Origin of the sequence: Macrococcus equipercicus, from assembly GCF_024205945.1 — a bacterium.
In the GTDB taxonomy this organism is placed as follows: Bacteria; Bacillota; Bacilli; order Staphylococcales; family Staphylococcaceae; genus Macrococcus; species Macrococcus equipercicus.
The window spans coordinates 1,740,542-1,762,626 of the sequence record NZ_CP073809.1 but is presented as its reverse complement, the minus strand read 5'-3'; the positions used below and the strand labels follow the sequence as shown (position 1 = coordinate 1,762,626).

Sequence of the window (22,085 nt, the reverse complement as noted above, 5' to 3'; positions counted from 1 at the left end):
TAATATATCTATATAACAGTTCAAGGGGTTGAAGTAATGCAGATAGAAAAATTAAAGGGCAAGCGTCTTGATGATTTATTTGATGCAGTTCTTACACTTAAAACGCGTGAAGAATGCTATGAGTTCTTTGATGATTTATGTACAGTCAACGAAGTTCATTCACTTTCACAGCGGCTGCAAGTAGCGATGATGATCAAGCAGGGTCATACTTATGCGGTCATCGAAAAGGAATCCGGCGCTTCCACTGCGACGATTTCCCGTGTCAAACGCTCACTGCAGTGGGGAAATGATGCTTATTCAATGGTCATCCAGAGAATGAATGATGATAAACAAGATGAACAGACAGCACACCAGGAAGAATAACAGGGAATACTGAATCAATTTGATTCAGTATTTTTTTGTCTTATAATAATAGGGAAATGAGGGTTAAGATGAAAAGATTATTGACTACAGTGACCGCTGTCCTGTTTCTTGCAAGTTGCAGCACGAAGCCGGTTAAGACAGAATTAACACCATCAACAGACAGCGCGCTGCACTCACTGCCGCTGAAGAAGCTCGCTTCTTTTGGTCATGTGAGAACGGTAAAAGACGGTGTCACATACATCGATGGTATTTTGATTGTTAATAAGCAGATTGCGCTGCCGCCTACTTACGCGCCCGGCGAAAATCCAGCAGCGAAGCAGGCTGTGGAACGGTTGATGGCTGCAGGTAACAGCAGCGGCCTGCAGTTTGTGATTCGCAGCGGCTACCGCAGTTATAGTGAGCAGCAGCATCTTTATACTGAATATGTGGCACGCGACGGTCAGCAGGCGGCTGATCAGTACAGCGCAAGGCCTGGCCATTCTGAGCATCAGACCGGTCTGACGTTCGATATCGGCAGTGTGGCATCAGTCAATGATTTCACAGTGTCATTCGGTGATACGCCGGAAGGTGCCTGGCTGCAGCAGCATGCCCATGACTACGGATTTATCGTCCGTTATCCGGAAGGGAAGACATTTATTACGGGTTATCAGTACGAGCCGTGGCATGTCAGATATGTCGGTACAGCGCTCGCTTCAGAGCTGTATAAGAACAATGAGACACTTGAAGAATATTTAGGGCTGTATAAGAAGAAAAGTCAGTGAGCAGTCACTGGCTTTTTTGTTTCTACAGCAAAGAAATGCACTAAAAATGCTATAATTATAAATATATCAAAAAAGGAGTAGTTCCATGTATAAAGTGAAAGATTGGGAACATGTTTTTAAACTGGATCCTGCCAATGAAATCGATGACAGCACGCTGCAGCAGCTCTGTGAATCAGGTACAGATGCGATTATTATCGGAGGGACTGATAATGTCACGCTCGATAATGTGCTGGACTTGATGTCTAGAGTAAGGCGCTATACAGTGCCCTGCGCGCTTGAAATATCAAATCTGGCAAGCGTCATCCCGGGCTTTGACCGCTACTTAGTGCCCGCTGTCCTCAACAGTCCGGACGTGACGTTTCATAACGGCATGCTGCTGGAAGCGCTCAAGCAGTATGGTCATATGATTGACTTCGATGAATTCACAATGGAAGGCTATATCGTGATGAACAAAGAGAGCAAAGTAGCCCGGCTGACGGCAGCTGATACGACACTTGACGCAGATGATATATACGCCTACGGGCAGATGATCAACCATTTCTATAAGTTCCCGGTCTGCTATCTGGAATACAGCGGAACTTATGGTGATGTCACACTGCTGAAGACGTTGAAGTCAGCTTGTCCCGACACACGACTCATTTACGGCGGCGGCATTGAGAGCCTGAACCAGGCGCTTGAGATGAAGCAGTATGCGGATACTATCGTTGTCGGAAATATTATATATAAAGACTTAAAGCGCGCACTTGAAACAGTGAAAATCAAAGCACAGAAAGGATAACTGATAGTGAACGAATTATTGAAGAGAATGAACGAGGAACAGCGGGCAGCCGTGCAGACGACTGAAGGACCGCTGCTGATCATGGCAGGTGCCGGCTCCGGTAAGACACGCGTGCTGACGCACCGCATCGCCTACTTGATCAGAGAGAAATCAGTCAATCCTTATAATATACTGGCGATCACATTCACGAACAAAGCAGCAAAGGAAATGAAGGAGCGGGTGGAACAGCTGATCGGCGCTGAAGCAGAAGCAGTATGGATCTCAACGTTTCACTCCATGTGCGTCAGAATACTGAGACGCGATATTGACCGTATCGGTATCGAGCGTAACTTCACCATACTTGACCCGACTGATCAGCGCTCTGTGATGAAGGAAGTGCTGAAGCAGGAAAATCTGGACCTGAAAAAGTTTGAGCCCCGCTCACTGCTTGCCCAGATCTCAAACTTGAAAAATGAACTGAAGACACCGAATGACGCAGAACGTGAAGCGAATGATTATATGGCGCTGACAACTGCGAAAGTCTACAAACGCTATCAAAATATTCTGCTGAAAAATCATGCGCTTGATTTCGATGACCTGATTATGACGACACTGCAGCTGTTCGAGCGCATCCCTGAAGCGCTTGAGTATTATCAGAACAAGTTTCATTATATTCACGTCGATGAGTATCAGGATACGAACAGAGCGCAGTACATGCTCGTCAAGATGCTCGCCGAAAAATTTGAGAACTTATGTGTCGTCGGTGATTCTGACCAGTCGATATACGGCTGGCGCGGCGCGGACATTTATAATATTTTAAGCTTTGAAGAAGACTACAAAAGTGCAAAGACCATCTTCCTTGAACGCAATTACCGGTCGACGAAAAATATTCTGCATGCAGCAAATGAAGTCATCAGAAATAACACAGAGCGGAAACCGAAAGCATTATGGACGGATAATGAGGACGGCAGCAAGATTCAATATTTCAAGGCCATGTCTGAACGCCATGAGGCAGAATATATCGTCGCCGAGATCCAGAAAAAACAGCGCGACCATTATCAGCTGAGCGATATGGCGATTCTTTACCGGACGAATGCACAGTCGCGTGTGCTGGAGGAGACGCTCTTAAAATCCAACATCAACTATACGATGGTCGGCGGCACGAAGTTCTACGAACGGAAAGAGATTAAAGATATTTTAAGTTACTTACGGCTCGTCGCTAACAGCAATGAAGATATCAGCTTCACACGTGTCATCAATACACCGAAGCGCGGCGTAGGCCCAGGAGCACTGGATAAAATAGCGGCGTACGCAACAGCTAACGGCCTGAGCTACTTTGACGCGCTGGCAGAAGTTGATTTCATCGGACTGCCGCGTAAGACGACAGAAACACTCGTAAAGTTTTACGAAATGATGGACGGCTTTATGAAACAGCAGGAGTTTCTGTCAATTACAGAGCTTGTCGAGCAGATTATGGAGAAGACAGGCTACACTGATATGCTGAAGGCGGACCGGACGCTAGAGTCGCAGTCGCGCCTTGAGAACTTGGAGGAGTTTTTAAGCGTACCGCAAGATTATGAGAAGCTGACACCGATTGAAGAGCAGTCACTTGTCAACTTTCTGACCGACTTGTCACTTGTCAGCGATGTAGACAATGCCGATATGGGGACAGGCATCACACTGATGACGATGCACTCGGCTAAAGGTCTTGAGTTCAAAGTTGTGTTCATCGCCGGGCTTGAAGAAACCATCTTCCCGCATTCAAGAAGTCTCGCGGATGACAGCGAGATGGAAGAGGAACGGCGGCTGATGTATGTAGCTATTACAAGAGCGGAAGAACATCTGCATATGTCGCATGCCGACAGCAGAACATTATTCGGCCGCAGTCAGTCCAACCGGAAATCACGCTTTCTTGATGAGATTCCGGCGGACTTGCTGGAAGGGCATAAGCCGCGTCCTGTTTTCGGCACGAAAAGAAGTGCATCAAGCAGACCAGCTGCATCCGGCCAGACATATAATATCGGTGATAAAGTCATCCACAAATCGTGGGGAGAAGGGCTCGTCAGCAACGTCACGGAAAAATCCGGTTCTCTTGAACTGGACATCATATTTAAATCGGTAGGCATGAAACGACTGCTCAGCCAGTTTGCGCCGATCGAGAAGAAGGAGTAGGCCATGCAAAAAAGAGTAGATGAGTTGCATCAATTGCTGCACCAGTATAATTATGAATATCATGTACTTGATCAGCCGTCTGTCCCTGACAGTGAATACGACAAGCTGCTTCACGAGCTCATCGCGATTGAGGAAGAGTATCCAGACTTGAAGACGGTCGATTCACCGACGGTACGTGTCGGCGGCACACCGGTGTCTGCCTTTGAAAAAGTGCGTCATGATACACCGATGCTCAGTCTCGGCAATGCTTTCAATGAAGAGGATTTAAGAGCGTTTGACAAACGCGTGACCGATAACGTCGGGCAGGTTGAATATATGGTTGAACTGAAAATTGATGGTCTTGCTGTATCGCTGAAATATGAGGACGGCGTATTCGTTCAAGGGTTGACGCGCGGCGACGGCACGACAGGTGAGAACATCACAGACAACTTAAAGACGATCTACGCCATTCCGCTGGTCATTAAAGAGCCGCTGACTGTGGAAGTGCGGGGTGAAGCCTACATGCCGCGTCAGTCATTCCTGAAACTCAACGAGGAAAAAGAACGGCGCGGTGAGCCGCTTGCAGCGAACCCGAGAAATGCTGCTGCGGGTTCACTGAGACAGCTGGATTCCAAGCTTGCGGCAAAGCGTAAGCTGGATATCTTTCTTTACAGCGTCAATGATTTACGGGAACTGGATGCTGCCTCGCAGAGTGAGGCGCTGGATACACTTGATAAAATCGGTTTCAAGACGAACCACGAACGCAGACTATGCGCCTCTATTGATGAAGTACTGGACTATATCAGCCGCTGGACGAAAGAACGCAATCATTTAAGCTATGATATCGATGGCATCGTCATTAAAGTCAACAGTCTGACGAAGCAGGAAGAACTCGGATTTACAGCGAAATCTCCGCGCTGGGCTATCGCCTATAAGTTTCCGGCTGAAGAAGTGATCACGAAGCTGAACGATATCGAACTGTCTGTCGGCAGAACCGGGGTCGTTACACCGACTGCTATTCTTGAACCGGTTAAAGTTGCAGGAACAACTGTCGGCCGTGCTTCACTGCATAATGAAGATTTAATCCACGAGAAAGATATCCGGATCGGTGATGACGTCGTCGTCCGTAAAGCAGGAGACATCATTCCTGAAGTCGTGCGGCCGATTCTTGACAGACGGCCTGCTGACGCTGAACCTTATCACATGCCGGATAACTGTCCCGCATGCGGCCATGCACTTGTCCGCCTGGAAGATGAAGTGGCGCTCCGCTGTATTAATCCGACATGTGAAGCCCAGCTCATTGAAGGCGTCATTCATTTCGTCTCAAGGCAGGCGATGAATATCGAGGGCTTAGGCGAGAAGATTGTCGCCCAGCTGTTTGAAGCAGGACTCATTAAAGATGTCGCGGACATTTATTACTTGAAGCGGGAAGATCTGCTGCCGCTTGAGCGTATGGCCGACAAAAAAGTTGATAAGCTGCTCGCTGCAATAGAAGCATCCAAGGAGAATTCACTTGAGCGGCTGCTGTTCGGTCTCGGCATCCGCCATCTTGGCACAAAGGCAAGCAGTATTCTGGCGGCGCAGTATAAGACGATGGACAAGCTGATGACGACTTCTGAAGAACAGCTGACAGCCGTTCACGATATCGGCCATAAGATGGCTCAGTCACTCATGACTTACTTGAACAATGAAGATATTCAGGCGCTGATTGAAAAACTGAATGCAGCAGCTGTCAATATGACGTATACTGGTGCTACGATAGATGAAACAGCTTTTAACCCTGAATTTCAGCACAAGACCATTGTACTGACGGGTAAACTCTCTATCATGACGCGGACAGAAGCGACCGAACAGCTGACAAAGCTCGGTGCGAATGTCACAAGCAGTGTCACTAAGAAGACCGATTTAGTCATTGCGGGTGAAGATGCCGGAAGTAAGCTTGAGAAAGCTGAAAATCTTGGCATTGAAGTGTGGACTGAGGAACAACTGATCAATAAACTACAGGAAATGAATTAAGGAGCCTATTATGAAGAAAGTATCAATTGTCATGCTCTCAGCATTGCTGCTGGCAGCCTGTGGCTCAACTAATGATACGGCGCAACAGAAGGATGAGAAGCAGATTGCGACAGATGCCCGGATTTCAGGAGATTACTACCGGACACTGCTGCCGTTCAAAGAAAGCCAGGCGCGTGGTTTGACAAGTGCAAACATGGCGAATGCCTATAATGGTGATGCCTTTGAATCAGGTCTGTTCAGCATCAGCAGACGTGTGTTCTCGCCGGACGATTACTTGTTCCGCGACGGGCAGCTGCTGACGAAAAATGCCGTTGAAAGTTATCTTGAGCCGCAGTTTACGAAAGAAGAAATAGATGCGATGGATGAAGATACGCGCATAGAACGCAATGCCTATGCTAACTTCGGTCTGAATCCATCTCATCACGGTGAGACGGACCCTGAGAAAATCGCCGAGAATTCGCCGGCCTACTTATCTCACCTGCTAGAACAGGATTATTATACGAAGAAGGACGCGAAGAACGAGAAGATCTCCGGCATGACAATTGGTCTTGCGATGAACAGCGTCTATTATTACCAGAAAGAGCAGTACGGTGAGATATACAGTCAAACGCTCGATACAAAGCTCAGTGAAAAGAAAGGGAAGGAAATGGCGGAGGAAATTCTGTCACGACTACGCGCGAAGTCTGAATTGAAAAATATTCCGATTACATTTGCGATTTTTATGCAGAGTTCAGAAGAAAGTATCGTTCCTGGAAACTTTGTAGCGTATGCTGTCAGCGATAAAGGCAGTCAATCTCTAGAGAAGTGGAAAGACGTCAATGAAAAATATGCACTGCTGCCGTCAAGTGATGCAGAAGAACTGAACAAGAAATTGAACAATGATTTCAAGCAGTTCAACGACTCTCTGCAGAGCTTCTTCCCGAACTTCACACAGGCCATCGGCACCGGTCACTTCGTTAATGATAAAATAAAAGAAGTGACAATCAATGTCCCGCTTGATTACTATGGCAAAGCTGAAGTAGTCGGCGTGACGCAGTATATCAGTGACTTATCCACGAAGTATTTTAGTGGTGTTGACAATCTGGAAATCTCAATTGTCGACAGTGATAAACCGCTGGCACTGATTACAAAGAAGAAAGATGATAAAGAACCTAAAATTCATGTATATCAGCAGTAGAACAAGATCAGCTTCCTGAAGCTGATCTTGTTTTATAACTATAAATTGATCTTTCTCATGTTGAGCTTCTCTTCTTTTTTGATGAAGAGAAACTGTTACAGTGGATTTACTCGGTCAGTAACAGAAAAAAGCACGCTCCTTTATGGAACGTGCTTTTATTATCGCTGTGGTTATCTTGAATCAGCTTCTGACGATCCGCTTCATTTCATCGAATTCATCAAGCACACGCTGTTCCGGTTTGATTGTCAGCATACTCACTAAAATAGTGGATAATAAGCTGATGACGAAGCCCGGGATGATTTCATAAAGATCAAATATTGTCGCATGGTGAGGTGCGGATTTCATGACGATCCAGAAGATGACCGTCAGCGAGCCGAGAATCATCCCGGAAATAGCGCCTTCTTTTGTCAGGCCTTTCCAGAATAATGACAGCAGTACAAGTGGTCCGAATGCGGCACCGAATCCTGCCCATGCATTACCGACTAAGTTCAAAATGGTGTCATTTGGATGCCATGCGATGAATCCGGCAATTAGCGCGACGAGGAGTACTGACAGCCTTCCGACAAGCACGAACTCTTTCTCGCGGGATTTATCCTGAATGTTTGTCTTGCGGAACAGCATATAGAAATCCTGTGTCAACGAACTGCTCGTTACAAGCAGCTGTGAAGAAATAGTGCTCATGATTGCCGCTAAAATAGCAGCGAGGAAAAATCCTGCGATCAACGGATGGAACAAAATCTGACTCATTACAACGAAGATGGTCTCTGGGTTATCCAGTTTCTGGCCGGATTCGTGGACGAATGCGATACCGATCAGACCGGTCATACAAGCGCCGATAAGTGACACGGCCATCCATGAAATCCCGATGCGGCGTGCTGCCGGCAGCAGTCTGTGCGATCTGATAGACATAAAGCGGACGATGATGTGCGGCTGACCGAAGTAACCCAGTCCCCAGGCAAGCAGCGAGATAATGCCGATTGTCGTCGTTCCTTTGAACCAGTCAAGGTTCGTCGGTTTCAAGTCAACGACAGTATCAAATGTATCAAGGCCATTTAATTTGAGCAGGGCGACGATAGGGACGATAACAAGTGCAATCAACATGATGACGCCCTGGAAGAAATCCGTCAGCGAAACCGCAAGATAACCGCCGAACAGCGTATAAAGAATAACGATGCCTGCTGTTAGAATGAGACCCCAGTGATAGTCAAGGCCGAACGCACTTTGGAACAGTACACCGCCTGAGACCATACCGGCCTGTGTATATAGAGTGAAGAAGACGACGATGACAAGGCCTGAAATGATTTTCAGCATCCGTGTATGGTCGCTGACACGTTTCTCGAAGAAGTCGGGAATAGTGATGGCGTTGTCAGCAAGCTCTGTATAAACTCTGAGCCTCGGTGCGACAAGTATATAGTTCAGCCATGCGCCGATCGTCAAGCCGATCGCAATCCATGTGGCAGATAGTCCTGTCGTATAGACAGAACCCGGTAGGCCCATGAGCATCCACCCGCTCATGTCAGCTGCCCCGGCAGACAATGCTGTGACTAGCGGCCCGAGACTTCTGCCGCCGAGCATGTACTCATCAAGCGTGCTTGTCGACTGTTTATAGGCATAGTAGCCGATGCCGAGCAGGATTAAGAAATAGACAGCAATCATGACATACGTCATCCAAGTGGCTTCAATCTTGACATTTTGAAAAGTAGAAGCGAGTATCATAAATGTTCCTCCTTTAATTTTATGAATAATTATAATACTTATGTACTAATTATATACCGCGTTAAAGCGTTTTCATATATCTTTTTTAGTTTCTTTAGATTTTTATATAGAAATTTGATAGAATTTATAGATGTTATATACGTTTAGGAGGATAAACATGACGACCATATTAAATGATCAAGTAAAACACGTGGCCCATCTGGCACGTCTTGCTATTAATGAACAGGAAGCGGAAAAATTCAGCACCCAGCTGGAAGCGATTCTTAATTTCGCCAATCAGCTCGAAGAAGTAGATACAGAAGGTGTTGCGCCGACATTCCACGTACTGGATCTGCAGAACGTACTGCGTGATGATGTGGCGCATCACAGCTTGACACAAGAAGAAGTACTGAAGAATGCGCCGGTCAAAGAAGACGGCCAGTTCCGTGTGCCTTCAATTTTAGGAGGAGAATAAAATGTCGTTAAGATATGAATCGATTGAATCATTGTCTCAAATGATTCAGAACAAAGCGCTGAAACCGTCAGAGCTTATCGCTGACACATTCAAAAATATTGAACAGGATGACGCGAAGATCCAGTCGTTCCTTGCACTTGATAAAGAACAGGCGATGGCAAAAGCTGCAGCGCTTGATAATGAAACACCATCCGGCCGCTTATTCGGTATTCCGATGGGTATCAAAGATAACATTGTCACTAAAAATGTTGAGACCACTTGCGCAAGTAAAATGCTGACTGGCTTTACTCCGGTATACGATGCAACTGTTATGCAGAAATTAAATAACGAAAACGGGATACTAGTCGGGAAGCTGAACATGGATGAATTCGCGATGGGCGGTTCTTCAGAGAACTCATTCTATAAGAAGACGGTCAATCCGTTTGATCATACAGCAGTGCCGGGCGGTTCATCAGGCGGCAGTGCAGCAGCAGTGGCAGCGAGCCTTGTGCCGTTCGCACTTGGTTCAGATACAGGCGGCTCTATCCGCCAGCCGGCATCATACTGCGGCGTTGTCGGCATGAAGCCGACCTATGGCCGGGTCTCACGTTACGGCCTTGTCGCTTTCGCTTCATCACTTGATCAGATCGGTCCGATCACGCGCAATGTTAAGGACAATGCGACTGTACTTGAAATCATTTCAGGTGTCGACAAAATGGATTCAACAAGTGCACCAGTAGATAATGTCGACTTTACATCAAATCTCGAGAAAGATTTGACGGGCCTGCGTGTTGCTGTACCGAAAGAATATTTAGGTGAAGGTGTCCAGGCAGAAGTAAAAGCAAGCGTAGAAGCAGCAATCAAAGAATTAAGCGCACTCGGTGCAGTCGTTGAAGAAGTGTCGCTGCCTAACTCTAAATACGGAGTAGCAACTTACTATATTCTTGCCTCTTCAGAAGCTTCAGCTAACTTAGCGCGTTTTGACGGTATCCGTTACGGCTATCAGGCAGAAGGTGCGACGAACTTAGAGGAACTGTACAAGAAGACGCGTCAGGAAGGTTTCGGTGATGAAGTCAAACGCCGTATCATGCTCGGGACTTATGCGTTAAGTTCAGGCTATTACGATGCTTACTACAAAAAAGCACAGAAAGTAAGAACATTGATCAAGCAGGACTTCGAGAAAGTATTCGCTGACTACGATATCATCGTCGGACCAGTAGCACCGACACCAGCATTCAATATTGGTGAGCAGATCAATGATCCGCTGACTATGTATGCCAATGATATTTTGACGATTCCAATTAATTTAGCCGGCCTGCCATCGATCTCTGTACCTTGCGGCGAACATAACGGTCGACCAATCGGACTGCAGATCATCGGTAAACCATTCGATGAACAGAAAGTCTACAATGTCGCTTATCAGTACGAACAAAAATTTAACTTAACAGACCGTTATCAAACGTTATAAGGAGACGATGATATGCATTTCGAAACAGTAATCGGACTTGAAGTCCACGTTGAATTAAAGACTGAATCCAAGATGTTCTCCAGTTCTCCTGCACACTTTGGTGCTGAACCGAACACAAACGTCAGCGTCATCGACCTCGGCTATCCGGGCGTCCTGCCGGTCGTGAATAAAACGGCAGTCGACTGGGCGATGCGTGCTGCGATGGCGCTCAATATGGATATCAGAACAGAGACAAAGTTTGACCGCAAAAATTACTTCTATCCGGATAATCCGAAAGCTTATCAAATTTCACAGTTTGATGAGCCGATCGGTGAGAACGGTTATATTGATATTGAAGTGAACGGCGAGACAAAACGTATCGGTATCACACGTCTTCATATGGAAGAAGATGCTGGGAAACTGTCCCATAAAGATGGTTATTCATTAGTTGACTTGAACCGGCAGGGTACACCGCTTGTTGAGATTGTCTCTGAGCCGGATATTCGTACGCCGGAAGAAGCGTATGCTTACCTTGAGAAATTAAAGGCGATTATCCAGTACACAGGCGTCTCTGACTGTAAGATGGAAGAAGGCTCACTGCGCTGTGATGCCAATATTTCGCTGCGTCCTAGAGGGCAGGAAGCATTCGGTACGAAAGCGGAGCTCAAAAACTTGAACTCATTCAACTACGTCAGACGTGGACTTGAGCACGAAGAGAAACGGCAGGCAGAAGTATTGTTGTCCGGCGGAGAAATTCTGCAGGAGACACGCCGCTTTGACGAGTCGACCGGTAAAACGATTTTAATGCGTGTTAAAGAAGGGTCTGATGACTACCGTTACTTCCCTGAACCGGACTTAGTGCCGCTCGTTATCGACGAAGAATGGAAAGAACGTGTACGTGCTTCTATTCCTGAACTGCCGGATGTACGTAAAGCAAAATACGTCAGCGACTATGGTCTGCCGGCATATGATGCCCACGTCTTGACACTGACAAAAGAAATGTCCGACTTCTTTGAAGAGACAATCAAACTGGGTGCTGATGCGAAGCTCACTTCCAACTGGCTGATGGGCGGCGTGAACGAGTACTTGAACAAACAGCAGAAAGAACTAGGCGCGACCGCATTGACACCGGAAAATCTTGCTGAGATGATCAAACTGCTTGCTGACGGCACGATTTCAAGCAAGATTGCCAAGAAGGTCTTCCAGGAAACTGTTGAATCTGGAAAAGCACCGAAAGTCATCATGGAAGAGCAGGGATTAGTACAGATTTCTGACCCGGCACAGTTAACAGCGCTGGTGAATGATGCACTTGACCAGAACCCGCAGTCTATCGAAGACTTTAAGAACGGTAAAGGTAAAGCGATGGGCTTCCTGGTCGGTCAGATCATGAAACTGTCGAAAGGTCAGGCGAACCCGCAGCTCGTCAACCAGCTTCTTAAGCAGGAGCTTGAAAAGCGCTGATCGTCAATTAATCAATGATCGTTATATAAAAACCTTCGATTCTTATAGCGATGCAGCTTCTTAGAAGAAGTCAGCATTACATGAAAATCGAAGGTTTTGTTGTCTTACAGCATAATTTCTTCAGTCTGCTCAATGAGCCGGTTGAGTCGATGCGGCTGAAAGATAATATATGATAGATCAGTTTCTGCAAATATGAAATCACGGTCGTCAGCCCACTGGCTATAATAATAATGCTTCAAATGATGGAAAAGTTCTTCCCGTGATTCAGCCATATATTGTTTATATAAGCATTCCATTCGACTCACTCGAAAGATTACGTCGGTATATGTCACAAGTCGTCCTCCTTTGAAGTAGCTGTTGGCGTCCATATCGTTAACAGTAATTGTATATGATAAGAGTAAACATGGCAACCCAAAGTGCAGGAATATTCAGATAACTTATTCGCTTTATATTTCCTGCTGCGCCGTGTATATTGAAAATAAAGCATGATAGGAAGAGAGGGATTCTAATGGTAGATATACACAACCATATTTTGTTCGGCATTGATGACGGGGCTAAAAATACTGAAGAAGCTCTTGAGATGGCCCGGACTGCTGCAGCGAACGGCATCACGGATATTATTGCGACGCCGCACCATAAAATTGGCGTCTATGAAAACTACGGACCGAAAATCATCGAACTTACTGACCAGGTCAATAACTTGATACGGTCACATCAAATACCGGTCACTGTCCATCCGAGTCAGGAAATCAGAATTTACGGTGACGTCATTGCAGATCTGAAAACCGGAAAAGCACTGCCGTTGATGAAAGACGCACCTTACGTCCTGATTGAACTGCCGACACAGGAAGTGCCGGTTTATACAGAGCAGCTGTTCACTAACATGGCGCTGGAAGGCTATGTGCCGGTCATAGCACATCCTGAGCGTAACAGTGAACTGCAGAAGAATCCGAATAAACTTGCGTCATTAATTGAGCTCGGAGCACTGTGCCAAGTGACGGCAGGTGTCGTCGTCGGAAGGCTCGGAGATTATTCCCAGTCAGTCGCTCAGCAGATGATGAAGCATAAGATGATTCATTTCGTGGCAAGTGACGCCCACAATGTAACAGGCCGGAACTTCTTTATGGATGAGTGCTATGAATATATAGAGGGTCAGTACGGGATTGACCAGGTCAACTATTACAAGGAAAACGCCCGGAAAGTGCTGAACGGTGAAAAGATACGCTACGTCAGCCCGCTTGAAGTGCAGGCCGGCCATTTAGAGAGACAGAAGAAAAAGAAAAAATTTCTAGGATTATTTTAAAGGTGAAGTTTTTGCTGAAAGGCATAGATTTGATTATAAAAACCAGATTCCAGGATGTCCTGGAATCTGGTTTATTTGTTGAATAAGTGGTCAGTTATGGCAGTCGACCAGCGCTTAATACCGCGACTAGTCAGTAACGCGCTTGCTGTATTGTAGTCATCCGTGATGCTGTCATCAGTCGGCCACTCGCCAGCTTGACTGACATAGTTGAAGTTGTTGTCTTTATTGCTGAGATAATCAGCTTCTGCCTGCTGGTAGTCAGCAAATGCGGGATCATTATAAATCGGTCTCGTGCCGATGATCACAACAGGAATATCATGCTGTTCGACGGCATCATTATACATTGTTTCTAGAGCTGCCAGATGAGCGTTCACTGGAATATTTTCGTAGTAATCATTGATTGTCAGTGCATCGAGTAGAATTAAGTCGGGCTTTTTCTCATAGGCTGCTGCTAAGCTTGCGGCAGTTGACGCCCCTGAAACTTCCACAGCATTGATAGCGAGCTGTTTGTCGGCTGCTTTCTCCAGGTCATCTTTGACGCTTGTGTTATGTTCAGATGTCTGGTAGGGTGTCGCTACTAATGTGATCGTCATCTTCCCGCCGTCTTTAGTCTTCTTATTATAGAGCTGTTGAAAGGCATCGTCTTTGAACAGGCTGCCGGCTGATTTAGCAGCTGCTTGTTTTTTAGGTGCTTTCTTGCTGACTGACTGAGTGCTCACGTTGTTTGCTGCAGCTGAATCAGTTACTTTTTGCTGCCAGTAAATGTAGCCGAATGCAATGAGTGCAAGAGCAATCACCACATAGAGCCAGAAAAGTAAGTTTTTCATTGATGCCTTTCCTCCCGACATGATGGTCAATAATTCAATTTTAGCAAACGCAGGAAAAAATTTATACAACTATATTGGCTTTAACAAATAATTTACAACGCCTTGACAGCATGTTTAGCATTTTCATAACGAGGTATTAGTTATTGTCTAGACCGCTGTAAATGGATTTTTGTTGAAAATATACACAATCTTAATAGAATATTTACATTTATTGTGATAGAATAGCGGAAAAGCAGAGACATACCAAAAGTGGAGGATTTATATGATTGATTATACCCCGTGGAATGTCACAGATTATCATAAAATATTTATAGCTGAAGCTAAGCAGCTGATTGAGATTTTCCGAAATGAGATTGTTGAGATCCACCATGTCGGCAGCACTGCCGTCCAGGATATGCCCGGCAATCAGTCGATGGATATACTGCCTGTCGTCAAAAACATCGATAAAATTGACCAGTATTCAGAAGCGATGACTCTTGCCGGCTATCGCGCGGCAGAGCTGTCCATCTGCGCAGACGAACGCTGCAAATCATTTACGAGAGAAATCGATAATCTGACCCGTGTCATCATTATGGTTGAAAAGACTAATTATGAAGTGGTCGACAGAAGGCTGGCAGTAAGAGATTATTTAAGGGTGCATGCTGATATTAGAACGGCATATGCCTTAAAAGAGAAGCTTGCCTTTCAATACAGCGATGACTCGCCGGACTATCACACTGCAAGGAATGAGTATGTCTCATCTCTAGAACGGGATGCCATCAGCTGGTACCAATCAATGAAACGTTAAAACCCGCATGCGGGTCTTTTTTTTTCTAAAATTGCATAATTGAATAAATTAGGTACAATGATGATAACAATAAAATGTGAAAGAGTGATATAAATGACTGGGCTGAATATAGCGAAAAATAGTAGTGATATTGCTTTAAATCTTAAAATGGCCAATCGCCACGGTTTGATTGCCGGAGCAACAGGGACAGGCAAAACCATTACTTTGAAAGTAATGGCTGAACAATTCTCAAAGGCCGGTGTACCGGTATTCCTGGCTGACGTTAAAGGCGACCTTGCAAGTCTCGCTGAAACGATGACAGTCACTGATAAGATTCAGGAGCGGCTGGATACTCTTCAGCTGAGTGATTATCAGCCGCAGCACTTTCCTGTCAGATTGTGGGATGTCTTCGGTAAAAACGGCACACCTGTCAGAGCGACAATCACTGAAATGGGGCCGCTGTTATTGTCACGGCTGCTGCTGCTCAATGACACGCAGGCAGGGCTGCTTAATATGGCCTTTAAAATCAGTGATGATAAAGGACTGGTGCTTCTTGATCTGAAAGATTTACAGGCACTGCTGCGGCATATGGCGGACAACAGCAATGATTATATAAGTCAGTACGGCAACATTTCGAAGCAGTCAATCGGTGCGGTTCAGCGTAAGCTGCTTGAGCTTGAAAGTCAGGGTGCCGCTCAGTTCTTCGGGGAACCGGCTTTGAAGCTGGAAGATTTCATGGCGAAGGTCGATGGTAAAGGCGTCATCAATGTTCTGCAGGCGGGCGACCTCTATATGCAGCCGCTGCTTTACACGACATTTCTGCTCTGGCTGCTGACAGAGTTATTCGAAGTGCTGCCGGAAGTAGGAGATCTGGATCAGCCGAAGCTTGTCTTCTTCTTTGATGAGGCACATTTATTGTTCAAGGATGCCAATCAAGCATTTATCACGCAAGTAGAACAGGTGGTGCGTCTGATCCGTTCAAAAGGAGTAGGCGTCTATTTCATCACTCAAAATCCGGTCGATCTGCCGGATGAGGTGCTCGGTCAGCTCGGTAACCGCGTCCAGCATGCATTGCGTGCCTTTACGCCGCGCGACCAGAAAGCGGTCAAAAGCGCAGCTGAGACGTTCAGACAGAATCCGGACATTGATGTGGCGTCTGCTATCGGTGAGCTGAAGACAGGAGAGGCCCTGATCTCATTTCTGAATGAAGAAGGTCAGCCGATGATCGTCGAACGTGCATTCATAAGACCGCCGGAAAGTAAGATCGGAGTGATTGAGCCCGATATTGCAGCCGCACTGCTGAAGGCGAATCCACTGCATGCCGTCTATAATCAGACACTCGACCGCGAAAGTGCGTACGAACTGCTCAAGCAGAAGTTCGAAGATGAGCAGGAGGCGCCGAAAGTCACAGCGAAAAAAGCAAGACCGCAAAAAGAAAAACCATCTGAACTGCAGCGCGTAGCGGCATCTGTGCTGACGAGTGTCGGCAGGCAGATCGGCCGCGAAATTGTCAGAAATATTTTCGGTGGACGCAGACGATGAACAAAAATTTGGTTTATATCGCATTGATCGCTGTCAATTTAGTGCTGATCACGCTTTTATTTATGCAGCTGACTGAAGGCTGGATGCATAAGCTGCTGCAAATACTGATTGTAGTAGTTACTTTCACATTGTTCAGAATGTATGTAAAAGAGCGGGAGTTCATTAAAGAAAATAAAGAAGATGGAGAAAGATAATGAGAAAAAAAGCAAGAATCATCTATAATCCGACATCTGGCCGGGAACAGTTTAAAAAAGCACTGCCGGATGTGCTGATTAAACTGGAACAGGCAGGCTTTGAGACGAGTGCTCATGCGACGACAGCAGTCGGCGATGCAACAGTGGCGGCAAGAGCTGCGTTAAAAGAGGAGTTCGATCTGATTATCGCAGCGGGCGGAGACGGGACATTGAACGAAGTCATTAACGGTGTGGCGGAACAGGACAACATTCCTGACATCGGCATTATACCGATGGGAACCGTCAATGACTTCGGACGAGCGCTTGTGATCCCGAAAGATATTATGGAAGCGGTGGACGTCATTATTGACGGTGAGACAGTGCCGGTCGATATCGGCAAGATGAATAACCGCTACTTCATCAACATAGCAGGCGGCGGTAAGATCACAGAGATCTCATACGAGGCACCGAGCAAGCTGAAGACGATGATCGGGCCGCTCGCCTATTACGTCAAAGGGCTTGAAATGCTGCCTGAGATTAAAGCGTCAGATGTACGCATTGAATATGACGGAGAAGTATTTACCGGAGAAGTCATGCTGTTCTTGATCGGACTGACTAATTCAGTCGGCGGCTTCGAGAAGCTGGCGCCTGAAGCATCGATTAACGACGGCTACTTTACAGTGCTGTTCCTTGAGAAAGTGAATATCGCGGAGTTCGGCCATATATTTACGCTTGCAACGAGAGGAGAGCATTTAAAGCATCCGAAAGTTCATTATGTGAAGGCGAAAGATGTGAAAGTATCGTCATTTGAGAAAGTGCAGCTGAATGTGGACGGTGAGTTCGGTGGCATACTGCCGGCGCACTTCATCAACCTTGAGCGGCACGTCAATGTCTTCAGTCCGCTGGAAAGACTGGAGAAGGAGAATAATGTGCAGAAGAAAAATGAAATCGACGGCCAGTATCAGAAAGAAATCCGAGACAGTAGTCTAACCGGACAGTAATCGGCGTATAGCCGTAACAGTTCGTTAACAAAACAGCCTCCCATCTTAAGCTGCAAAGATGGGAGGCTGTTTTTAAGTTCAGCTGGCAATCCACTAGTTTATTATGACTCTGTTATATTTCGTCAGTAAATTCTGCCGCCAGTTCATCATATTCCCAGTTACGGTGTGATGGATAGAGCGACAGTCCGCCGTCAGAAACGATAGTCTGTCCGGTGATGTACTTAGATTCCTTACTTGCGAGGAAAGCAGCGATGTTAGCCATCTCTGCCGGCTCAGCAACATAACCCATCGGCACAAAGTCCTCTGCGCCTTTTTTCTTTTCTTCAGTATCGAAGTTTGCCGCATTGATCGGTGTATCGACAGAACCCGGCGCAATATTGTTCACGCGGATCTGCACGCGGGCGTATTCCATCGCTAAACTTTGAGTGAGGAGTTTGACGCCGCCCTTACTCGCACAATACTGGGCGTAATGCGGCCATGGAATAATTTCGTGGACGCTTGAAACATTGATGATGTTCCCTTTATATTTCTGCTTCATGAACTGCTTGATCGCTTCTCTGCAGCCGATAAATGTACCGCGGAGATTGACGTTCATGACTTGATCGAATTCTTCCGTCGTCATCTCATGGCTGACGATATCTTTTTGGATGCCGGCATTATTCACCATGACGTGCAGGGCACCGAACGTATCGATCGTTTCTTTGAACATCGCCAGAAATTCTTCTTCTTTTGTTGTGTCAGCTTTGATGGCAATTGCTTCTCCGCCCTGTTCTTTAATGGCCTTCACCATTTCTTCCGCAGCTTCAGAACCTGAATGATAGTTGATTGCTACTTTCATGCCTTCTGCGGCAAAACGCTCAGCAATCGCTTTACCGATACCAGAAGAGCCGCCTGTGACGAGCGCTACTTTATCTTTTAAGTCATTATACATATAACTACACTCCTTTTAATCAGTCTAGCTTCCATATACCCATATCGCTCCCGTGTAATCTATGTGACAATGAATTCATGTTGGAATAAAATAGAATAGAAAGGTGGAGACCGATGACAGACTATCAATTAATGATTTTAGGAACGACAGATGTTCATGCTCATATCAGCTTGTATGATTACTTTATGGACCAGCCGCAGGAAGCGAATGGGTTCATACTTGCAGGCAGTAAAATTAAAGCATTGAAGGCACAGAATGACGGACGTGATATACAGACTATTGTCGTCGATAACGGGGATGTTCTGCAGGGCAATCTTGTGGCGGATTATGCGGTGGGTAATAGACCCGCCGTACATCCGGTGATCAATATCATGAATGAAATCGGCTATGATGCGGGGACGTTAGGCAACCATGAGTTCAACTACGGGCTCGATTTCTTGTTCGACACGATGGCACAAGCAAATTTTCCGGTCGTGAACTGCAACGTTAAAAACAGCGCAGGAGAATACATTTTCAAGACGCATACAATTATCAGCAGAACATTTGCTGACGGCAGGACCGTTAAAGTCGGCGTGATCGGCGTTGTACCGGAGCAGATCTTGATATGGGATAAAGCCATCCTTGATGGTCAGTTGATAGTGGATGATATGTATGAGGCTGCTGGACACTGGGCAGGACAAATTAAGGGCCAGTGTGATATCATCATATGTCTATGTCATTCAGGTTTCGATCCGTCGCAGGGAGAAATACCGGGCCTTGAAAATCAAGTCCATCTGATCAGTACGATTGCTGATATTGACGCCATGATCTTCGGTCATACGCATCAGCAGTTCCCTGGTGGTGACTACAGTGCTGTAGACTACGTCGATGCTGAAAGAGGGACGATTAACGGGACGTTTGCCGTTCAGCCGGTTTCTTTCGGCACGCATTTAGGCGTGATCCAGCTGACGCTCACTTACGGTGAAAACGGCTTTACTATTAAGGACGGGAAGAGCGAAGTCATCGGACTGAAAGGTGAACCTGTTGAGCCGCAGCTCGCTGCAGTCAATGAGCGCACGCATCATGACGTGCTCGCGTTCATCAACAGTAAAGTCGGCTGCACAAGTCATGAGATAGAAAGTTTCTTCAGTCAAGTCGCGCCGAGCAGAGCAGTGGAACTGATTGCTAAAAGCACACGCTCTGCCTTCTCCGCGCGCGTTGGTACAGCCGGTATGAACATTATATCGACATCAGCACCATTGAAGGCAGGGAGAGACGGTGGCGACGACTACGTCATGGTGAAGCCCGGTGATATAACATTGAAAGATGTGATGAGCATCTACCGTTTTCCGAACAAGCTGACGGCGCTCAATGTACCGGGTCGTCTCCTCAAAGAATGGCTCGAGTGGAGTGCCTCTGCATTCAATACGGACGGCGCGCCATATTTACTGAAGGAAAATCAGTCGATAGCGCCTGGTTTTCCGAGCTACAACATGGATCTGTTCTATGAGCTGGACTACACGATCAGCCTTGCACAGCCGCCACGCTATAATCATGCCGGCATAAAAATCAGCGACTCAGAAAGAGTGACAGCCGTCACTTATCAAGGCGCGCCGCTTGATGACGAAGAGATATATATAGTGCTGACCCATGACTACCGGGCAAACTTCACGCCTTTTCTGAAGGATGATGCGGTCTCGGTCGTTCCGCTGGATGACATTGAAGTGCGGGATGCGGTCAGCCATTACGTGAAAACACAGGGCGTTGACTTCACGCCGCATATACCGTTTAAACTGCTTGAGGACGGCCGCTACTTGATCAAGACAAGCCGGCATGCACAAACAGTGGCAGCCCATTACCCCGTCACGCTGAAGTCACAGCTGGCAGACGGCTATGCTTTATTTGAAATAGATACGAAAGAATTGAGGACATAATGAATAAAAACGATATATTGACAGGACATGTCATTGATTACACCCATGAAGGCAATGGTGTCATCAAGTTCGACGGTTATCCTATATTTGTACCTAACACAGTCAAAGGTGAAAAAGTGACAGTTAAAGTCATAAAAATGAGCAAAGGCTTCGGAATCGGCAGGCTGGTTTCCATTGTCGAAGAAAGCCCGGACAGAGTGACACCGCCGTGTATTTACTATTATCAGTGCGGCGGCTGCAACATTCAGCATTTATCTTATGACGCCCAGCTGCAGATGAAAGAAGAGCAGGTCAGAAATCTCATCCGCAAAATGACGAAGCTTGATATCCCGGTGCGCCCGATCATCGGCATGGAAAATCCATGGCGTTACCGCAATAAAAGTCAGCTTCCTGTGAAACGGGAAGATGAGATAGTGACCGGTTTCTACAGACCGCGTTCACATGACATCGTCCCGATTGAAGAATGCATCATCCAGAAGGAAAGTCACGATGATATCATGAATGAGCTGCGGCGGCTGCTGAACGAACTGAACGTCAGCATTTATGACGAACGGCGTCATAGCGGCAACTTGAGACACATTGTCATCAGAAGCGGTACGCGAATCGACGAGACGATGCTTGTCCTCGTGACGAAAAACAGTCGTCTTGAACAGGCTGATGTCATCGCAGAGCATATGATGACGAAATTCCCGGCTATCGTCAGTGTCAAACAGAATATCAATCCGGAGCGGACGAACGTCATTATGGGCAGCAAGTCAAAGACAATCAGAGGGAAAGATGAGATACAGGATCAGCTGGCTGAACTCAAATTTGAGATATCAGATATGAGCTTCTATCAGGTCAACCATGAACAGACCGAGAAGCTCTACCAGCAGGCGCTTGACTATGCCGAACTGAACGGCCGTCAGAATGTCATTGACTCATACTGCGGTGTCGGTACCATCGGCTTATTTATGGCAGCGCATGCTGAACGCGTATACGGCGTGGAAATCGTCGAGAAGGCCATCAAGGATGCAGAGAAGAATGCAGCACTGAACGGCTTATCGAACACGCATTTTGAGGCAGGTAAGGCAGAGGACATCATCATCAAGTGGCAGCAGCAGGGCGTGAAGCCTCACGTTGTCATGATTGACCCGCCGAGAAAGGGCTGTGATCCACTCTTCATCGATACATTGAAAGCACTGAAACCAGAACGTATTGTCTATGTCTCCTGTAATCCTGCGACATTGATGCGGGATATTCAGAGTCTGGCAGAACTTTATATCATCGATGAAATGACACCTGTTGATATGTTCCCGCAGACAACGCATGTCGAAGCGGTCTGTCGGATGACGCTCAAGGGATGAT

20 protein-coding genes are annotated in these 22,085 nt (G+C 46.5%); 16 read left to right on the top strand and 4 right to left on the bottom strand.

The window, feature by feature from the left end:
• Positions 1-36: 36 nt before the first annotated feature.
• The 6 genes from KFV11_RS09345 (at position 37) to KFV11_RS09320 (ending at position 7,225) form a co-directional block, all read left to right on the top strand.
• Entirely contained in the window at positions 37-363 is a 327-nt protein-coding gene (locus KFV11_RS09345) for a YerC/YecD family TrpR-related protein (RefSeq protein WP_149459597.1), read from the top strand.
• Between the two features lie 68 nt (positions 364-431).
• A complete protein-coding gene (locus KFV11_RS09340) occupies positions 432-1,124 on the top strand; it encodes a M15 family metallopeptidase (RefSeq protein WP_254249789.1) in 693 nt (230 codons plus the stop codon).
• Between the two features lie 85 nt (positions 1,125-1,209).
• On the top strand, positions 1,210-1,902 hold the full coding sequence (pcrB, locus tag KFV11_RS09335) for a heptaprenylglyceryl phosphate synthase (RefSeq protein ID WP_254249788.1): 693 nt from the start codon (positions 1,210-1,212) through the stop codon (positions 1,900-1,902).
• Positions 1,903-1,908: 6 nt separating this feature from the next.
• On the top strand, positions 1,909-4,053 hold the full coding sequence (pcrA, locus tag KFV11_RS09330) for a DNA helicase PcrA (RefSeq protein WP_254249787.1): 2,145 nt from the start codon (positions 1,909-1,911) through the stop codon (positions 4,051-4,053).
• Between the two features lie 3 nt (positions 4,054-4,056).
• The gene (ligA, locus tag KFV11_RS09325) at positions 4,057-6,048 is read left to right on the top strand and encodes an NAD-dependent DNA ligase LigA (RefSeq protein WP_254249786.1); all 1,992 of its coding nucleotides are present in this window, start codon (positions 4,057-4,059) and stop codon (positions 6,046-6,048) included.
• 10 nt (positions 6,049-6,058) lie between these two features.
• Positions 6,059-7,225 (top strand): CamS family sex pheromone protein, encoded by a 1,167-nt coding sequence (locus KFV11_RS09320; protein ID WP_254249785.1) that lies wholly within the window; start codon positions 6,059-6,061, stop codon positions 7,223-7,225.
• Positions 7,226-7,405: 180 nt separating this feature from the next.
• Here the strand turns inward: KFV11_RS09320 and putP are convergent, their stop codons facing one another.
• Positions 7,406-8,941 (bottom strand): sodium/proline symporter PutP, encoded by a 1,536-nt coding sequence (putP, locus tag KFV11_RS09315; RefSeq protein WP_149459593.1) that lies wholly within the window; start codon positions 8,939-8,941, stop codon positions 7,406-7,408.
• A 157-nt stretch (positions 8,942-9,098) separates the two neighbouring features.
• On the opposite strand from putP, the gene gatC reads away from it, so the two are divergent.
• Genes gatC through gatB form a run of 3 tightly spaced genes read left to right on the top strand, consistent with a single transcriptional unit; the run spans position 9,099 to position 12,282 of the window.
• The gene (gene gatC, locus KFV11_RS09310) at positions 9,099-9,395 is read left to right on the top strand and encodes an Asp-tRNA(Asn)/Glu-tRNA(Gln) amidotransferase subunit GatC (protein ID WP_149459592.1); all 297 of its coding nucleotides are present in this window, start codon (positions 9,099-9,101) and stop codon (positions 9,393-9,395) included.
• Between the two features lies 1 nt (position 9,396).
• Entirely contained in the window at positions 9,397-10,842 is a 1,446-nt protein-coding gene (gene gatA, locus KFV11_RS09305; protein ID WP_254249784.1) for an Asp-tRNA(Asn)/Glu-tRNA(Gln) amidotransferase subunit GatA, read from the top strand.
• A 12-nt stretch (positions 10,843-10,854) separates the two neighbouring features.
• The gene (gatB, locus tag KFV11_RS09300) at positions 10,855-12,282 is read left to right on the top strand and encodes an Asp-tRNA(Asn)/Glu-tRNA(Gln) amidotransferase subunit GatB (protein WP_149459590.1); all 1,428 of its coding nucleotides are present in this window, start codon (positions 10,855-10,857) and stop codon (positions 12,280-12,282) included.
• A gap of 104 nt (positions 12,283-12,386) precedes the next feature.
• Here the strand turns inward: gatB and KFV11_RS09295 are convergent, their stop codons facing one another.
• A complete protein-coding gene (locus tag KFV11_RS09295) occupies positions 12,387-12,578 on the bottom strand; it encodes a hypothetical protein (protein WP_254249783.1) in 192 nt (63 codons plus the stop codon).
• 212 nt (positions 12,579-12,790) lie between these two features.
• On the opposite strand from KFV11_RS09295, the gene KFV11_RS09290 reads away from it, so the two are divergent.
• On the top strand, positions 12,791-13,585 hold the full coding sequence (locus tag KFV11_RS09290) for a tyrosine-protein phosphatase (protein WP_149459589.1): 795 nt from the start codon (positions 12,791-12,793) through the stop codon (positions 13,583-13,585).
• A gap of 71 nt (positions 13,586-13,656) precedes the next feature.
• On the opposite strand, the gene KFV11_RS09285 is transcribed toward KFV11_RS09290, so the two are convergent.
• Complete coding sequence (locus KFV11_RS09285; protein WP_254249782.1) at positions 13,657-14,412, bottom strand: hypothetical protein; 756 nt, start codon at positions 14,410-14,412, stop codon at positions 13,657-13,659.
• A 262-nt stretch (positions 14,413-14,674) separates the two neighbouring features.
• Here KFV11_RS09285 and KFV11_RS09280 point away from each other — a divergent pair, with 262 nt between their 5' ends.
• From KFV11_RS09280 to KFV11_RS09265, 4 genes are all read left to right on the top strand, one after another.
• The gene (locus tag KFV11_RS09280; protein WP_149459587.1) at positions 14,675-15,199 is read left to right on the top strand and encodes a GrpB family protein; all 525 of its coding nucleotides are present in this window, start codon (positions 14,675-14,677) and stop codon (positions 15,197-15,199) included.
• A 93-nt stretch (positions 15,200-15,292) separates the two neighbouring features.
• Positions 15,293-16,720, top strand: a complete 1,428-nt coding sequence (locus KFV11_RS09275; protein WP_254249781.1) for a helicase HerA-like domain-containing protein — start codon at positions 15,293-15,295, stop codon at positions 16,718-16,720.
• On the top strand, positions 16,717-16,914 hold the full coding sequence (locus KFV11_RS09270; protein WP_149459585.1) for a hypothetical protein: 198 nt from the start codon (positions 16,717-16,719) through the stop codon (positions 16,912-16,914). The genes KFV11_RS09275 and KFV11_RS09270 overlap by 4 nt, the downstream gene beginning before the upstream one ends.
• Positions 16,914-17,894: a diacylglycerol kinase gene (locus tag KFV11_RS09265; protein ID WP_149459584.1), complete on the top strand. Its 981-nt coding sequence runs from the start codon at positions 16,914-16,916 to the stop codon at positions 17,892-17,894. The genes KFV11_RS09270 and KFV11_RS09265 overlap by 1 nt, the downstream gene beginning before the upstream one ends.
• 112 nt (positions 17,895-18,006) lie before the next feature.
• Here KFV11_RS09265 and KFV11_RS09260 read toward each other — a convergent pair whose 3' ends face one another.
• A complete protein-coding gene (locus tag KFV11_RS09260; protein ID WP_149459583.1) occupies positions 18,007-18,825 on the bottom strand; it encodes a glucose 1-dehydrogenase in 819 nt (272 codons plus the stop codon).
• A 113-nt stretch (positions 18,826-18,938) separates the two neighbouring features.
• On the opposite strand from KFV11_RS09260, the gene KFV11_RS09255 reads away from it, so the two are divergent.
• Together KFV11_RS09255 and rlmD are read left to right on the top strand one after the other, a co-directional pair.
• Positions 18,939-20,738, top strand: a complete 1,800-nt coding sequence (locus KFV11_RS09255) for a 5'-nucleotidase C-terminal domain-containing protein (protein ID WP_149459582.1) — start codon at positions 18,939-18,941, stop codon at positions 20,736-20,738.
• Entirely contained in the window at positions 20,738-22,084 is a 1,347-nt protein-coding gene (rlmD, locus tag KFV11_RS09250; RefSeq protein ID WP_254249780.1) for a 23S rRNA (uracil(1939)-C(5))-methyltransferase RlmD, read from the top strand. The genes KFV11_RS09255 and rlmD overlap by 1 nt, the downstream gene beginning before the upstream one ends.
• Position 22,085 lies beyond the last annotated feature (1 nt).

Coding starts and splice junctions, on each gene's coding strand:
- gatA (WP_254249784.1), top strand. CDS start 9,397: ATGTCGTTAAGATATGAATCGATTGAATCATTGTCTCAAATGATTCAG.
- KFV11_RS09285 (WP_254249782.1), bottom strand. CDS start 14,412: ATGAAAAACTTACTTTTCTGGCTCTATGTGGTGATTGCTCTTGCACTC.
- gatC (WP_149459592.1), top strand. CDS start 9,099: ATGACGACCATATTAAATGATCAAGTAAAACACGTGGCCCATCTGGCA.
- KFV11_RS09345 (WP_149459597.1), top strand. CDS start 37: ATGCAGATAGAAAAATTAAAGGGCAAGCGTCTTGATGATTTATTTGAT.
- KFV11_RS09270 (WP_149459585.1), top strand. CDS start 16,717: ATGAACAAAAATTTGGTTTATATCGCATTGATCGCTGTCAATTTAGTG.
- KFV11_RS09265 (WP_149459584.1), top strand. CDS start 16,914: ATGAGAAAAAAAGCAAGAATCATCTATAATCCGACATCTGGCCGGGAA.
- KFV11_RS09260 (WP_149459583.1), bottom strand. CDS start 18,825: ATGTATAATGACTTAAAAGATAAAGTAGCGCTCGTCACAGGCGGCTCT.
- pcrB (WP_254249788.1), top strand. CDS start 1,210: ATGTATAAAGTGAAAGATTGGGAACATGTTTTTAAACTGGATCCTGCC.
- putP (WP_149459593.1), bottom strand. CDS start 8,941: ATGATACTCGCTTCTACTTTTCAAAATGTCAAGATTGAAGCCACTTGG.
- KFV11_RS09255 (WP_149459582.1), top strand. CDS start 18,939: ATGACAGACTATCAATTAATGATTTTAGGAACGACAGATGTTCATGCT.
- rlmD (WP_254249780.1), top strand. CDS start 20,738: ATGAATAAAAACGATATATTGACAGGACATGTCATTGATTACACCCAT.
- KFV11_RS09320 (WP_254249785.1), top strand. CDS start 6,059: ATGAAGAAAGTATCAATTGTCATGCTCTCAGCATTGCTGCTGGCAGCC.
- KFV11_RS09275 (WP_254249781.1), top strand. CDS start 15,293: ATGACTGGGCTGAATATAGCGAAAAATAGTAGTGATATTGCTTTAAAT.
- ligA (WP_254249786.1), top strand. CDS start 4,057: ATGCAAAAAAGAGTAGATGAGTTGCATCAATTGCTGCACCAGTATAAT.
- KFV11_RS09295 (WP_254249783.1), bottom strand. CDS start 12,578: ATGGAATGCTTATATAAACAATATATGGCTGAATCACGGGAAGAACTT.
- KFV11_RS09290 (WP_149459589.1), top strand. CDS start 12,791: ATGGTAGATATACACAACCATATTTTGTTCGGCATTGATGACGGGGCT.
- KFV11_RS09280 (WP_149459587.1), top strand. CDS start 14,675: ATGATTGATTATACCCCGTGGAATGTCACAGATTATCATAAAATATTT.
- KFV11_RS09340 (WP_254249789.1), top strand. CDS start 432: ATGAAAAGATTATTGACTACAGTGACCGCTGTCCTGTTTCTTGCAAGT.
- gatB (WP_149459590.1), top strand. CDS start 10,855: ATGCATTTCGAAACAGTAATCGGACTTGAAGTCCACGTTGAATTAAAG.